At 72.3% G+C, this 13,050-nt stretch carries 11 protein-coding genes; 8 read left to right on the top strand and 3 right to left on the bottom strand.

The genetic code is table 11. From position 1 onward, the window contains the following. The first annotated feature begins 12 nt into the window (after positions 1-12). Positions 13-405: an effector-associated constant component EACC1 gene (locus AB0C03_RS11500; protein WP_030334374.1), complete on the top strand. Its 393-nt coding sequence runs from the start codon at positions 13-15 to the stop codon at positions 403-405. A gap of 23 nt (positions 406-428) precedes the next feature. On the opposite strand, the gene AB0C03_RS11495 is transcribed toward AB0C03_RS11500, so the two are convergent. Beyond that, positions 429-1,301, bottom strand: coding sequence for an aldo/keto reductase (locus tag AB0C03_RS11495; RefSeq protein ID WP_030334372.1), 873 nt, complete (start codon positions 1,299-1,301; stop codon positions 429-431). A 243-nt stretch (positions 1,302-1,544) separates the two neighbouring features. On the opposite strand from AB0C03_RS11495, the gene AB0C03_RS11490 reads away from it, so the two are divergent. The 4 genes from AB0C03_RS11490 (at position 1,545) to AB0C03_RS11475 (ending at position 5,985) form a co-directional block, all read left to right on the top strand. Further along, positions 1,545-1,907 carry a YciI family protein gene (locus tag AB0C03_RS11490; RefSeq protein WP_030334370.1) on the top strand — a complete coding sequence of 121 codons (363 nt, stop codon included), beginning with the start codon at positions 1,545-1,547 and terminating at the stop codon, positions 1,905-1,907. Between the two features lie 131 nt (positions 1,908-2,038). Beyond that, positions 2,039-3,421, top strand: coding sequence for an FAD-binding oxidoreductase (locus AB0C03_RS11485; RefSeq protein WP_357636307.1), 1,383 nt, complete (start codon positions 2,039-2,041; stop codon positions 3,419-3,421). Positions 3,422-3,655: 234 nt separating this feature from the next. Next, positions 3,656-5,104 carry a pyruvate kinase gene (pyk, locus tag AB0C03_RS11480; protein ID WP_030334367.1) on the top strand — a complete coding sequence of 483 codons (1,449 nt, stop codon included), beginning with the start codon at positions 3,656-3,658 and terminating at the stop codon, positions 5,102-5,104. After that, positions 5,101-5,985, top strand: a complete 885-nt coding sequence (locus AB0C03_RS11475; RefSeq protein ID WP_030334365.1) for an acyl-CoA thioesterase — start codon at positions 5,101-5,103, stop codon at positions 5,983-5,985. The genes pyk and AB0C03_RS11475 overlap by 4 nt, the downstream gene beginning before the upstream one ends. A 45-nt stretch (positions 5,986-6,030) precedes the next feature. Here the strand turns inward: AB0C03_RS11475 and AB0C03_RS11470 are convergent, their stop codons facing one another. Next, entirely contained in the window at positions 6,031-6,699 is a 669-nt protein-coding gene (locus AB0C03_RS11470; protein ID WP_030334363.1) for a YceI family protein, read from the bottom strand. Between the two features lie 268 nt (positions 6,700-6,967). Here AB0C03_RS11470 and AB0C03_RS11465 point away from each other — a divergent pair, with 268 nt between their 5' ends. Continuing rightward, positions 6,968-7,432 (top strand): RrF2 family transcriptional regulator, encoded by a 465-nt coding sequence (locus tag AB0C03_RS11465; RefSeq protein WP_030334362.1) that lies wholly within the window; start codon positions 6,968-6,970, stop codon positions 7,430-7,432. A 142-nt stretch (positions 7,433-7,574) separates the two neighbouring features. Then, complete coding sequence (locus tag AB0C03_RS11460; protein ID WP_357636303.1) at positions 7,575-8,588, top strand: sulfite exporter TauE/SafE family protein; 1,014 nt, start codon at positions 7,575-7,577, stop codon at positions 8,586-8,588. A 327-nt stretch (positions 8,589-8,915) separates the two neighbouring features. On the opposite strand, the gene AB0C03_RS11455 is transcribed toward AB0C03_RS11460, so the two are convergent. Continuing rightward, the gene (locus tag AB0C03_RS11455) at positions 8,916-10,340 is read right to left on the bottom strand and encodes a pyridoxal-dependent decarboxylase (RefSeq protein WP_357636300.1); all 1,425 of its coding nucleotides are present in this window, start codon (positions 10,338-10,340) and stop codon (positions 8,916-8,918) included. A gap of 268 nt (positions 10,341-10,608) precedes the next feature. Here AB0C03_RS11455 and AB0C03_RS11450 point away from each other — a divergent pair, with 268 nt between their 5' ends. After that, positions 10,609-12,855 (top strand): rhamnogalacturonan lyase family protein, encoded by a 2,247-nt coding sequence (locus AB0C03_RS11450; RefSeq protein ID WP_357636297.1) that lies wholly within the window; start codon positions 10,609-10,611, stop codon positions 12,853-12,855. Positions 12,856-13,050 lie beyond the last annotated feature (195 nt).

The raw sequence follows: 13,050 nt of genomic DNA, 5'->3' as shown, positions 1-13,050 counted from the left end.
CCGGGAGAGCCCGTGACCGACAGCAACACCGCCGCCCGGCTGCCCGTACGGCTGACCATCAACCCCCGGCAGCGACAGCAGCCGTCGGTCGACCTGCTGACCTGGATCCACCGCCGGCCGGAGTACCGGCCGGTGGTCCGCCAGGCCGGCGGCGGCGGGGGCCGGCCGGGCTTCAGCGACGCGGTGATCATCGCGGTGCTGGCCCAGGGCCTGCTGCCGGGTCTGTTCAACCTGCTGCAGTCCTGGGTGGACCAGCAGCGCACCGAGGCCAGCATCCGGATCCAGTCCGGCGACACCGAGGTGGAGTTGCAGGTGAGCGGGCGCACCGACTCGGCGCGCCTGCTGGCCCAGGCGACCGAGGCGCTGCGGGCGGCCCGGGAGCCCGGTACGGACGCCGCCGACTGAGTCGACGGCGTCCGGGGGAGCGGTCAGCTCGCCTTGGCGAGCGCCTCGAACTCGTCGTCGGTGAGCCGCACGTCGGCGGCGCCCACGTTCTCCTCAAGGTGCGCCACCGAGGACGTACCGGGGATCGGCAGCATCACCGGTGAGCGGCGCAGCAGCCAGGCCAGCGCGAGCTGCGCGGGCGACGCGCCGTGCGCGGTGGAGATGGCGTCCAGTGGGCCGCCCGGGCGGGCCAGCTCACCGGTGGCGATCGGGAACCACGGGATGAACGCGAGGTCGTTGCGCTCGCAGTACTCCAGCACGTCCTCGGCGCTGCGGTTGGCCAGGTTGTACAGGTTCTGCACCGACACGATGTCGGTGATCGCCCGGGACTCCTCGATCTGCGCGACGCTCACCTCGGACAGCCCGATGTGCTGGATCTTGCCTTCCTCCCGCAGCAGGGCCAGCTCACCGAGCTGATCGGCGAGCGGCACCTTCGGGTCGATCCGGTGCAGCTGGTACAGCGGGATGCTGTCCAGGCCGAGGTGGCGCAGGCTCAGCTCGCACTGCTGGCGCAGGTACTCGGGGCGGCCCAGCGCCCGCCAGTCGCCGGGGCCGGAGCGGCTCAACCCGGCCTTCGTCGCGATGACCAGGTCATCGGCGTACGGGTGCAGGGCCTCCCGGATCAGCAGCTCCGAGACGAACGGCCCGTACGAGTCGGCGGTGTCGATGAACGTCACGCCCAGCTCGATCGCCCGGCGCAGCACCCGGACCGCCTCGGCCGGGTCCTTCGGGTCACCCCAGACACCCGGACCGGTGATCTGCATGGCCCCGTAGCCGAGCCGGTTGACGGTGACGTCGCCACCGATCCGGTACGTGCCGGACGCCTTCGCGGGTTGCTCACTGATATTTGTTGCCATTGCCCGATCCCCAATCGTCTCGTCGTGGCGGGCGTGGACAGCGCGGGCGTGAAGAGCCCACCCGCCACCGATGGATCATCCCCCGGAACTCCGCTGCCATGCCGCCGGTCGGTCGAGTGTGGGCGCGGACACGCCGTGGGCGCGCCGAGCCGAGTTGCCGGGAAGCACCCGGTACGACCGGGGTGTCCGTGCGACGCTGGCCGGAGCCGGTGCGTTTCCGGCGCGACGGCGGAGGGAGCACCCATGGGAGTGCCGCAGGTCAACTTCGCGCTCGACACGTACGAGTGCATCGTGATCTATCCCGGCGCGGCCGGGCGGGCCCTGCCCGCCGAGACGGTGCAGCGGTTGCAGGCCGAGCACACCGAGCACATGCAGGCGTTGCAGCGACGCGGCATCATCCTGGTCGCCGGCTCAGTGGACGGGCCGGCCCGCGAGCCGGATCCGCCGATCGGGTTCGGGCTGGCCCGCACCGGCAGCGTCGACGACGTCCGCAGCGTGCTGGAGGCCGACCCCGCGGTGCAGGCCGGGCTCTACCGGGTGGAAGTGCTGACCTTCCTCTGCCCGGCGGGTTCCCTGGAGTTTCCGCTGGTCAAAGCGGGGAGCTGAGCAGCCGTCCATCGGTGGCTGTCGTGATGGCGACGGCGCTCGCCCGCCTGCCGGTGCTACGGTCGCGCCCTGCGCGGGCCGCCGCCGGGGCGTACCCGGTGTCGTGGGTCGGCCCCGGTCGAGGAGTCGCCATGACCTCCGCCGCCACCGGTGATGTCGCATCCGCCGCCGCCCGACTACGTGCCCTGCTCGGCGACCGGCTGCACGAGCCGGGCGATCCCGGTTACGCCGCCACCACCCAACTCTGGAACGGTGCGGTGGCGCGGACGCCCGCGCTGGTCGCCCACTGCCGGGAGGCCGACGAGGTGGCCGAGGCGGTCCGCGTCGCCGCCCGCTGCCACCTGCCCGTCTCGGTCCGCTCCGGCGGGCACGACTGGGCCGGCCGGGCCCTGCGCGACGGTGCCCTGGTGCTCGACCTGACCGGGCTGCGCGCCGTCCGGGTCGACCCGGACGCGCCCACGGTGACCATCGGCGGCGGCGCCACGGCGGCCGAGCTGCTCGCCGCCGCCCGCCCGTACGACCTGGTGGTGCCGACCGGCGTGGTCGACGCCGTGGGGATGGCCGGGCTCACCCTCGCCGGCGGGTACGGCCCGCTGTGTGGTCGGTTCGGTCTGTCCCTGGACAGTCTGCTCGGCGCGCAGGTGGTTCTCGCCGACGGCCGCCGGGTCACCGCCGACCCGCGCCACGACGCCGAGCTGTACTGGGCGCTGCGCGGCGGCGGCGGGAACCTCGGCATCGTCACCGAGCTGCGGTTCCGCGCGCACCGGCTGCGCGGGGTGCTGGCCGGCATGATCATGTTCGCGCTGTCCGAGGCCCCGGCCGTCCTGCGCGGCTATGGCGCGCTGGTCGCCGAGGCGCCGGACGAACTGACAGTGATGGCCGGCTTCCTGCCCGGCCCGGCCGGCGAGCCGGTGATCTTCGTCTGCCCGTTCTACAGCGGCCCGGACCTGGACGCCGGGCTGCCGTGGATGGACCGGCTGCGCGCGCTGGGCACCCCGCTGGTCGACCAGATCGGCCCGATGCCGTACGCGGACGCGCTGCGGATGTTCGACGGCGGAATGGTCGACGGCAACCACTACCTGCTGCGGACCCGATGGCTGCCCGCGCTCACCGACAGCACCGTGGGCACGCTCGTCGACGCGGCCCGGCAGGTCACCTCGCCATTCTCCGCGCTGGCAGTGCACCACTTCCACGGCGCGGCCACCCGGGTCCGACCCGCCGACACAGCGTTCGGACTGCGTGCCGACCACCTGATGACCGAGATCATCGCGGTGTGGGCGCCCGGCGAGCCGGCCGGCCCGCACCAGGAGTGGGCCGAGCGGACCTCCGCGGCGCTCGCCCCGCAGGCCCTGCCCGGTGGTTACCCCAACCTGCTCGCCCCGCAGGAGACCGACCGGGTCCGGCTCGCCTACGGCGCGAACTGGGCGCGGCTGCGCCACGCCAAGCGCCGCTACGACCCCCGTGACCTGCTGCACGCGGTGCCGACCCTGCCGCCCTCGGTGCACCCGGAATGAGCCGCCGCCTGCCGCCGTCGGGGCGTCCGCAGTGAGCCGCCGCCGGGAGCACCCCGACAGCGCACGCCACCGGAGGCGTACGATTCCCGGCGCGCGGTCGCTGATGCCCGTCGCCACAACGTTCCCGGTGCGGTTCCGCCCGCCGGCCCGACGCGCGCCGCGCGTCGTTGGACACATGTTCCGCTGCCTGCAAGGGGTCGGACCCCAGTCCGACCTGAAGGAGAGACTAGCCTGATGGGCGTGACACGCCGCGCGAAGATCGTCTGCACTCTTGGTCCCGCCACCTCGTCCCCGGAGCGCATCCGGGGTCTCGTCGAGGCCGGCATGAACGTGGCGAGGCTGAACTTCAGTCACGGCAGCCACGCCGACCACGAGGCGGTCTATCGACTGGTCCGGGAGGCGTCGGAGGCAGCGGGTAAGCCGGTCGCCGTCCTCGCCGACCTGCAGGGCCCCAAGATCCGGCTCGGTCGGTTCGCCGACGGCCCGCACGAGTGGCGCACCGGTGACTCGGTCGTCATCACCGGCGACGACATCATCGGCACCAAGGAGCGGGTCTCCTGCACCTACCGCAAGCTGCCGCAGGAGGTGAAGCCCGGTGACCGGCTGCTGATCGACGACGGTCGGGTCGCCGTCGAGGTCACCGACGTCACCGGCAACGACATCCGCTGCCTCGTCACCGAGGGCGGCCCGGTCTCCAACAACAAGGGCGTGTCGCTGCCCAACGTGGCGGTCAGCGTGCCCGCCATGTCGGAGAAGGACGCCGAGGACCTGCGCTTCTCCCTGGGTCTCGGTGTCGACCTGGTGGCGCTCTCCTTCGTCCGCTCCGCCGAGGACATCAAGCTCGTGCACGGCATCATGGCCGAGGAGGGCGTGTTCCGGCCGGTGCTGGCCAAGGTCGAGAAGCCGGAGGCGGTGGAGCACCTGGAGGCCATCGTGCTGGCCTTCGACGGCGTCATGGTCGCCCGTGGTGACCTCGGTGTCGAGATGCCGCTGGACGAGGTCCCGCTGGTGCAGAAGCGCGCCGTGCAGCTGTGCCGGGAGAACGCCAAGCCCGTCATCGTGGCCACCCAGATGCTCGACTCGATGATCGAGAACTCCCGCCCCACCCGGGCGGAGGCGTCCGACGTCGCCAACGCGGTGCTCGACGGCGCGGACGCGGTGATGCTCTCCGGCGAGACCAGCGTCGGCAAGTACCCGGTGCTCACCGTCAGCACCATGGCCAAGATCGTGACGACCACCGAGGCTGGTTCGATCGGGGTGCCGCGGTTGCAGCACGACCCGCGTACCCACGGTGGCGCCCTCACCGTCGCCGCCTCGTCGATCGCCCGGGCCATCAACGCCAAGGCGCTCGTCGCCTTCTCGCAGACCGGTGACACCGTGCGCCGGCTGTCCCGGCTGCACTGCGACCTGCCGCTGCTGGCCTTCACGCCGGTCCCCGAGGTGCGCGACCAGCTCGCCCTCACCTGGGGCGTGGAGACCTTCCTGATGCCGTTCGTGCAGCACACCGACGACATGTTCCGCCAGGTCGACCAGGCGCTGCTCGGCCTCGACCGGGCCAACCCCGGCGACTACGTGGTGATCGTGGCGGGTAGCCCTCCCGGCACCCCCGGCTCGACCAACACGCTGCGCGTACACCAGCTCGGCTCGCTGGTCGACGCCGCGTCGGCGCGGGCGCTGCAGTGAGCGACGGTCGGGTCGCGGTCGGCCAGGCGGCGGTGGACCAGCTGCTGGAGGTGCTGGACCTCGATCCGACCGGGGAGATGACCTTCCGGGGGATGAGCCCCCCGGTCGGCCCACAACGGGTGTACGGCGGCCAGGTTGCCGGCCAGGCCCTGGTCGCCGCCGGCCGCACCGTCGACCCGGAGCGGTTCGTGCACTCGCTGCACGGCTACTTCGTCCGCCCCGGCGACCCGGTCGAGCCGATCGAGTACCAGGTGGAGAACATCCGCGACGGGCGGTCCTTCTCGGTCCGCCGGGCCGTCGCCCTGCAGCACGACAAGCCGATCTTCTTCATGTCGGCGTCGTTCCAGCGGGCCGAGGAGGGCCTGGACCACCAGGTCACGGCCCCGCTGGACGTCCCGATGCCGCAGGACGTGCCGACGATGAGCGACCGGCTCTCCCGCTACCCGGAGCGGCTGGGCATCTGGGGTCAGATCCCGCGTCCGATCGACGTGCGTTACGTGGGTGAGCCCGGCTGGGTCCGCCCCGGCGACCGGCCCGCCGACCCGCACCAGCGCGTCTGGATGCGCATCGACGGCAAACTGCCCGACGACCCGCTGCTGCACGCCTGCGCGCTCACCTACGCCTCGGACCTCACCCTGCTGGACTCGGTGCTCTCCGCGCACGGCGAGGTGTGGGGGCCGGGCGGGTTGGTCGGCGCGAGCCTGGACCACGCGCTGTGGTTCCACCGGCCGTTCCGGGCCGACGAGTGGTTCCTCTACGACTGTTTGAGCCCGTCCGCGTCCGGCGCGCGCGGGCTGGCCACCGGCCGGATGTTCACCACTGACGGCCGGCAGATCGCCAGCGCCGTCCAGGAGGGTCTGCTGCGCCGCGTCGGCGCCTGACGCGTCCACCCATCCCCGCCAGGCTCCTGGCGGGGATGCGACGGGTCAGGCCTGGTAGATGGCCTCTCCGGCGATCTCGATCTGCACCGTCTTGCCGACCAGCACCCCGCCGCTCTCCAGGACGACGTTCCAGAGCAGGCCGTAGTCCTCGCGGTTGATGCTCGCCGTCGCGCTGAATCCGAAGATGTTCTGCCCGTACGGATCACGACGAGCGCCGCCGAAATTCACCTCCAGGTCGACGGCCCGGGTGATTCCCTTCACGGTCAGCTCACCGGTGAGGACGAATCGTCCGGGAATACCGTCGGACTGCGGCGGAACAATGTGACTCCGGCCTCGTCCGCCCAGTCGGTGGTTGCGCAGGCGCGCCCACTGGAATATGGGGTCCTCGTTGCCCTGCCATGTGATACCGGTGCTTCGATATTCGAGGGTGGGAAAGCGCTCCACGTCGAGGAAATCGGCACTCTTCAGATGCGTGTCCCGATCGACGCTCCCGGTGGTGATGCTCGCCGACATGATGGTGGCCGTCACCGAGGAGAGCAGCGGGTCATCGGCGACGGTGATCTGCGCCGTGGCCTCGGCGAACTCGCCGCGTACCGGGCTGACCATCATGTGCCGGGACAGGAAACCGATCCGCTTGTGCGCCTGATCGAGAAGATAGGTGCCGGCGACCGGGATGGTCATGCCATCCCAGGTGCGGGTCGCGATATCGGTCATCGTGTTGCCTTCCCCCCGAGCGGACCCGGGTGTTTATCAATATGTTGCTGGCGGCCGGGTAAAGGGCCGGACATTCGTCTTCACGCCCAGCATAGGGACGCTCCGGACCGGCATTTCGGCCGCCACCGCACGGTGGATCATGACGGGCCGCACCGGTCAGTTCCGGCGGCGCGCGTCGGGTGCCGGCGGCGGCACTTTTCATCGATGCGTGGCCGATCGGCCGAGGGTCGCCCGCCTGCCCGGTTGACCAGGGACTAACCTTGCCGGCATGCGCCTCTCCGCCCGGGTCGACTATGCCCTCCGCGCGGCCGCCGAGCTTGCCGCGACGGCCAGCGGTCCCGGGCGCGGCCGACCGGTCACGGCCGACCAGATCGCCCGTGCCCAGGAGATTCCGCCGAAGTTCCTGGAGAGCATCCTGCTGCAGCTGCGCCGGGGCGGCATCGTGCACGCCCAGCGCGGCCCGGAGGGCGGCTACTGGCTGGCCCGCCCCGCCGAGGAGATCTCCCTCGCCGAGGTGATCCGGGTGATCGACGGCCCCCTCGCCCACGTCCGCGGGCAGCGCCCCGAGCAGCTCGGCTACCACGGCCCGGCCCGCGCCCTCCAGGAGGTCTGGATCGCGCTGCGGGCGAGCGAGCGGGAGATCCTGGAACTGGTGAGCGTCGCCGACGTCGCAGCGGGCGCGCTACCCGCGCGGGTCACCGAGCTGGCCGCCGACCCGCGCGCCTGGATCTGATCGCCGGCCCACCACCCGGATCGGCGTCACCCGGGCGCTGACCCGGCGCGTCCCATCCACCGATCGGGGGCTTGACCCTGGCTGCCCCATCCCGCATTGTCGACCAAGTCGATAGGAGATGCCGAAAAGTCAGGGGGCGCTCGTGCGCAAGCTGTTGGTCCTTGCTCTGGTCGGGCTCGTCGCGCAACTGATCGATGGTTCGCTCGGCATGGCGTACGGCTTGACCTCCTCCACGCTGCTGCTGGTCGCCGGGGTCGCCCCGGCCGCCGCCTCGGCCTCGGTGCACCTGGCCGAGATCGGCACCACGCTCGCCGCCGGCGTCGCGCACTGGCGGTTCGGCAACGTCGACTGGCGGGTCGTGACCCGCATCGCGCTGCCCGGCGCGATCGGCGCCTTCGCCGGCGCCACAGTGCTCAGCTCGATCTCCACCGAGGCCGCCGCGCCGTGGATGGCCGGCATCCTCTTCACGCTCGGCGCGTACCTTCTGGTCCGCTTCGCCCGCCCGCTGCGCACCGACCGGGTCGGCGGACGGCTCCGCGGTCGTTTCCTCGGCCCCCTGGGCCTGGTCGCCGGTTTCGTCGACGCGACCGGCGGCGGCGGGTGGGGCCCGGTGGCCACCCCGGCGCTGCTGGTCTCCGGCCGGATGGAACCCCGCAAGGTGATCGGCTCGGTGGACACCGCCGAGTTCGTCGTGGCCGGCGCGGCCAGCATCGGCTTCCTGATCGGGTTGGGCTCGGAGGGGTTCCTGCTGCCCACCGTCGCCGCGCTGCTCATCGGCGGGCTCATCGCCGCCCCGCTGGCCGCCTGGCTGGTGCGTATCGTGCCCGCCCAACTGCTCGGCGCCGCGGTCGGCGGGGTGATCGTGCTGACCAACGCCCGCACCCTGCTCCGCTCCGCCGAACTGGGCGGCCCCGCCCGCCCCGCCGTGTACGCGCTCCTGGCCGCCGGCTGGCTGGCCGCCCTGGTGCTGGCCGTGCGCGCCCTGCGCCGCACCCGCCGCGCCCACGCCGAAGCCACGCCCGCTCTCGCCGCGACCGCTCCCACCGCGACCGCTCCCGCCGGGGAGTCTGCCGCTGGTGCCGCGACGTCCCGCGCCGCCGCTGCCGGCGAGGTCCCGGCCGATCTCGCCGCGACGGGTACCCCCACCGCACGTTGACCCCCCCCCGCCGTCCGCGCCCCCGGCCCTCCGCACCTCGGCCCCGCCGTCCTGCCCGGCCTCGCCGCACCGCTACGCCCCCCCGCACGCTGACCCCGTGCCGCCCCGCCCTGCCGCCCGCCGCCCCGCCCCCGCGCCCCCCGCGCCGCAAGATCGCGCAAGATCCTGGATGTAGTGGCATCCGGGGGTTTCGTGGCCACTACATCCAGGATCGAGCGTGACCTTGCGGGGGTGGGCGCCCCGAACCCCGCCCCGGTCGGTCGCTGCTCGTCGTCGAAAACCGCGCAAGGTCGGGGGAGGGGCGTGGATCGGCGGTGCGGCGTGGGGTTAGGGGGTGGGCAGTGTGTCGGCGGTCCTGGAGAGCAGGGCCCAGGCCGCGTCGATGTGCGCCTCGGTGGTCTGCGGTGCGCCGACCGCCAGCCGCAGCGTGTACCGGCCGGCGACCCGGGTGTGCGTCAGGTGCACCTGTCCGGTGGCGTTCGCCGAGGCCAGCAACGCCGCGTTGGTGTCGTCGTCGGCGCGCAGCCGGAAGCAGACCAGTGAGAACGGGTGCGCGGCGGCCACCTCGAACCGGTCGTCGGCGCGGACCCGCTCGGCGAACCGCTCGGCCAGCGCCACCCCGGAGCGGATGTGCGCCCGCAGCCCCTCGACGCCGTACCAGCGCAGCACGAACCACAGCTTGAGGGCTCGGAACCGTCGGCCCAGCGGCACCTGCCAGTCCCGGTAGTCGATCACCGCACCGGACTCGGAGGCCGCGTTGCGCAGGAATTCCGGCAGTACGGTCAGCGCCTCGATCAGCGCCGCCCGGTCGGCCACCCAGAACGCGTCGCAGTCGAAGCCGGTGAGCAGCCACTTGTGCGGGTCGAAGCAGTAGGAGTCGGCGTACTCCAGGCCGGCGTGCGACCACCGCAGCTCGGGGCAGACGGCGGCGGCGCCCGCGTACGCGGCGTCCACGTGCAGCCAGATGCCGTACTCGGCGCAGATGGTTCCGATCTCGGGCAGCGGGTCGATGGCGGTGGTGGAGGTGGTGCCGATGGTCGCCACCACGATGGTCGGTACGTCACCGGCGGCAAGGTCGGCCTCGATCGCGGTCCGGAGCGCGCCCGGCAGCATCGCCTGGGTGTCCGGGTCCACGGCGATCGACCGGACGCCGTCGTCGCCCAGCCCGGCGAGCCGTGCGGCCTTCTCGATGGACGAGTGCCCGTGCACGGAGGTGTAGGCGCGGTAGCGCCGGTCGATGCCGGCGTGACGCCACCGGCCGTCGCTGGCCCGGTGCAGCGCGGCCAGGGTGGCCACCAGCGTCGCCGACGAGGCCGAGTCCTGGATGACCCCACCGCCGGTGCCGGTCGAGTGGAACCGTTGTGGCAGGTCCATCAGGTGGGCCAGCCAGTCCATCATCACCGTCTCCAGTTCGGTGCAGGCCGGGCTGGTGGTCCAGAGCATGCCCTGGACGCCGAGCCCGGCGCTGACCAGGTCGCCGAGCACGCTCGGGCCGGAGGTGTTGGCCGGGAAGTAGCCGAAGAAGCTCGGGTGCTGCCAGTGGGTCAGCCCCGGTACGACGATCGAGTCCAGGTCGGCGAGGACCGCCTCGACCGGTTCGCCGCCGGCGGTGGGCGGGGCGCCGGGCAGGGCGGCGGCCACGGTGCCCGGGGGAGCGGTCGGTGTGACCGGTCGTTGCTCCACTGTCGCCCAGTAGTCGGCGATCCAGTCGACGACGGCGTGCCCGGCGCGACGGAATTCGGCGGGGTCCATGTGATGAGGGTTCACCGGCACGAGTTGACCAGGCATCGATCGTCCGGGCAAGACCGGAAGCTCAATCCAGAGCGAGCGACAGGCGTCGATGTTGCGTGTCGGAAAGCGCTTGCCCTACGATCGCGGTGAGTCGGATCCGTGAGTTCCAGGGCGTTTCACCCCCGATCAGATCGCCGTCCGCCGCCGTCGCGGTGGGGTTGGTCCACCGTGCTTCCCCGGGCAGGGCCGGTGTGCCGCAGCGATCACCACCGGATCCCGGAGGCAGTGCATGCACCCGTCCAGACATCGGCTGATCCTGCTCGCCGCCACCACGGCGGCCACCGTCGTGGCCGGCACCCTCGGCACGGTCGTCGCCTCGGCCGCCGCCGTCGGCTGCCGGGTCGACTATCAAATCACCAACCAGTGGCAGGGCGGCTTCGGCGCCAACGTCACCGTCACCAACCTCGGTGACCCGGTCAGCGGGTGGGCCGTCACCTGGTCGTACCCGGCGGGCCAGCAGGTCACCCAGGCGTGGAACGCCACGGTCACCCAGTCCGGTGCCCAGGTCACCGCGCGCAACGTCGACCACAACGCCGCCATCGCCACCAACGGCGGCACCTCGTTCGGTTTCAACGGTTCCTGGACCGGCAGCAACCCGGTGCCGGGCAGCTTCGCGCTCAACGGCACCACCTGCACCGGCGCCCCACCCACCGGCGAGCCGACAACCCCGCCCCCGACCACCCCGCCACCCACCACGCCACCCCCGACCACGCCCCCGCCGGCGGCCGGGGTGGTGCAGATGGAGAACCTGGACCGAGGGTTGATCAGCGTCCGCTCCGGCGGCGGCAACCTGGTCTCCTGGCGGCTTCTCGGCACCGAGACCTCCGGGGTGGCGTTCAACCTCTACCGGGGATCCACCAGGGTCAACGCCAGCCCGATCACCGGCGCCACCAACTACCTCGACAGCGGCGCGGCGGCCGGGTCGGCGTACACGGTGCGGGCCGTGGTGGGCGGCGCCGAGCAGGCGGCGTCGGCACCGGCGTTGCAGTTCGGCGCGGGCTACCTGGACGTGCCGTTGCAGGTCCCGGCCGGGGGCAGCACCCCGAGCGGGGAGAGCTACACCTACAGCGCCAGCGACGCCTCCGTCGGTGACCTCAACGGCGACGGCAGCTACGAGATCGTGCTCAAGTGGGAGCCGTCGAACGCCAAGGACAACTCCCAGTCCGGCTACACCGGCAACGTCTACGTCGACGCGTACACACTCACCGGCACCCGGTTGTGGCGCATCGACCTGGGCCGCAACATCCGGGCCGGCGCCCACTACACCCAGTTCCAGGTGTACGACTACGACGGCGACGGCCGCGCCGAGGTGGCCATGAAGACCGCCGACGGCACCCGCTCCGGCACCGGTCAGCTCATCGGCTCGTCATCGGCGGACTACCGCAACTCCAGCGGCTACGTGCTGTCCGGCCCGGAGTACCTGACCATGTTCCACGGGCAGACCGGCGCGATCGCCTCCACCGTGAACTACGACCCGCCGCGCGGCACCGTGTCGTCCTGGGGTGACTCGTACGGCAACCGGGTGGACCGGTTCCTGGCCGGCACCGCGTACCTGGACGGGCAGCGCCCCTCGCTGATCATGGCCCGGGGTTACTACACCCGCGCGGTGATCGCGGCCTGGGACTTTCGCAACGGCACGCTGACCAAGCGCTGGACGTTCGACTCGAACTCCTCCGGCAACGGCGCCGCCGCCGGTCAGGGCAACCACCAACTCTCCGTCGCCGACGTCGACGCCGACGGCCGCCAGGAGATCGTGTACGGGGCCGCCACCATCGACGACAACGGCCGGCTGCTGCACTCCACCGGCAACGGCCACGGCGACGCGCTGCACGTCGGGGACCTCGACCCGGGCCGCGCCGGACTGGAGGTGTTCAAGGTCGACGAGGACGGCAGCAAGCCCAGTTCCTACTTCGCCGACGCCCGTACCGGTCAGGTCCTCTGGTCCACGCCGGCGTCCGGCGACAACGGCCGGGGTGTCTCCGCGGACATCTGGGCGGGCAGTCCTGGCGCGGAGTCGTGGTCGTCAGCGGTCGCCGGACTGGCCAACACCAGGGGGCAGAACGTCGGCCGCAAGCCGTCCTCGGCGAACTTCCTCGCCTGGTGGGACGGTGACCCGGTGCGGGAACTGCTGGACGGCACGAGGATCGACAAGTACGGCACCGGCGGCGAGACCCGGCTGCTCGACGGCAGCGGGGTGGCGTCCAACAACGGCACCAAGGCCACCCCGGCGCTCTCCGGCGACATCCTGGGCGACTGGCGCGAGGAGGTGATCTGGCGGACCACCGACAGCCGGGCGTTGCGCATCTACAGCACACCCACCCCGACCAGCACCCGGATCTACACCCTGATGCACGACCCGCAGTACCGGGTGGCCATCGCGTGGCAGAACACCGCCTACAACCAACCGCCGCACCCGGGGTTCTTCATCGGCAACGGAATGGGCACCCCACCGACGCCGGACATCCACCTACGGTGATGCGAGCTCTGGCGGTCCCGACCGGGGTCGCCTAGGGTGGCAGGCACCGGGCCGCAGCCGCGGAATCCGCTCAGCTCCGGCCCGGTGCGCCACACCGCGGCATTCCCAACCCGTCCCGACCGGGAATGCCGTACCACCACCGGCACCAACATTAGGCACCGTCCGGGTCGGCGGGGTGACGCTGACGTGAAGATC

Source organism: Micromonospora parva, from assembly GCF_040649675.1.
In the GTDB taxonomy this organism is placed as follows: Bacteria; Actinomycetota; Actinomycetes; order Mycobacteriales; family Micromonosporaceae; genus Micromonospora; species Micromonospora parva.
Note: the sequence above shows the minus strand (reverse complement) of the source record. Positions and strands in the feature narration are given on the sequence as shown.

Excerpts from the sequence above, each read along its gene's own strand:
- AB0C03_RS11455 (WP_357636300.1), bottom strand. The coding sequence starts at position 10,340 with ATGGACCCCGCCGAATTCCGTCGCGCCGGGCACGCCGTCGTCGACTGG.
- AB0C03_RS11490 (WP_030334370.1), top strand. The coding sequence starts at position 1,545 with ATGGGAGTGCCGCAGGTCAACTTCGCGCTCGACACGTACGAGTGCATC.
- AB0C03_RS11470 (WP_030334363.1), bottom strand. The coding sequence starts at position 6,699 with ATGACCGATATCGCGACCCGCACCTGGGATGGCATGACCATCCCGGTC.
- pyk (WP_030334367.1), top strand. The coding sequence starts at position 3,656 with ATGGGCGTGACACGCCGCGCGAAGATCGTCTGCACTCTTGGTCCCGCC.
- AB0C03_RS11485 (WP_357636307.1), top strand. The coding sequence starts at position 2,039 with ATGACCTCCGCCGCCACCGGTGATGTCGCATCCGCCGCCGCCCGACTA.
- AB0C03_RS11465 (WP_030334362.1), top strand. The coding sequence starts at position 6,968 with ATGCGCCTCTCCGCCCGGGTCGACTATGCCCTCCGCGCGGCCGCCGAG.
- AB0C03_RS11495 (WP_030334372.1), bottom strand. The coding sequence starts at position 1,301 with ATGGCAACAAATATCAGTGAGCAACCCGCGAAGGCGTCCGGCACGTAC.
- AB0C03_RS11450 (WP_357636297.1), top strand. The coding sequence starts at position 10,609 with ATGCACCCGTCCAGACATCGGCTGATCCTGCTCGCCGCCACCACGGCG.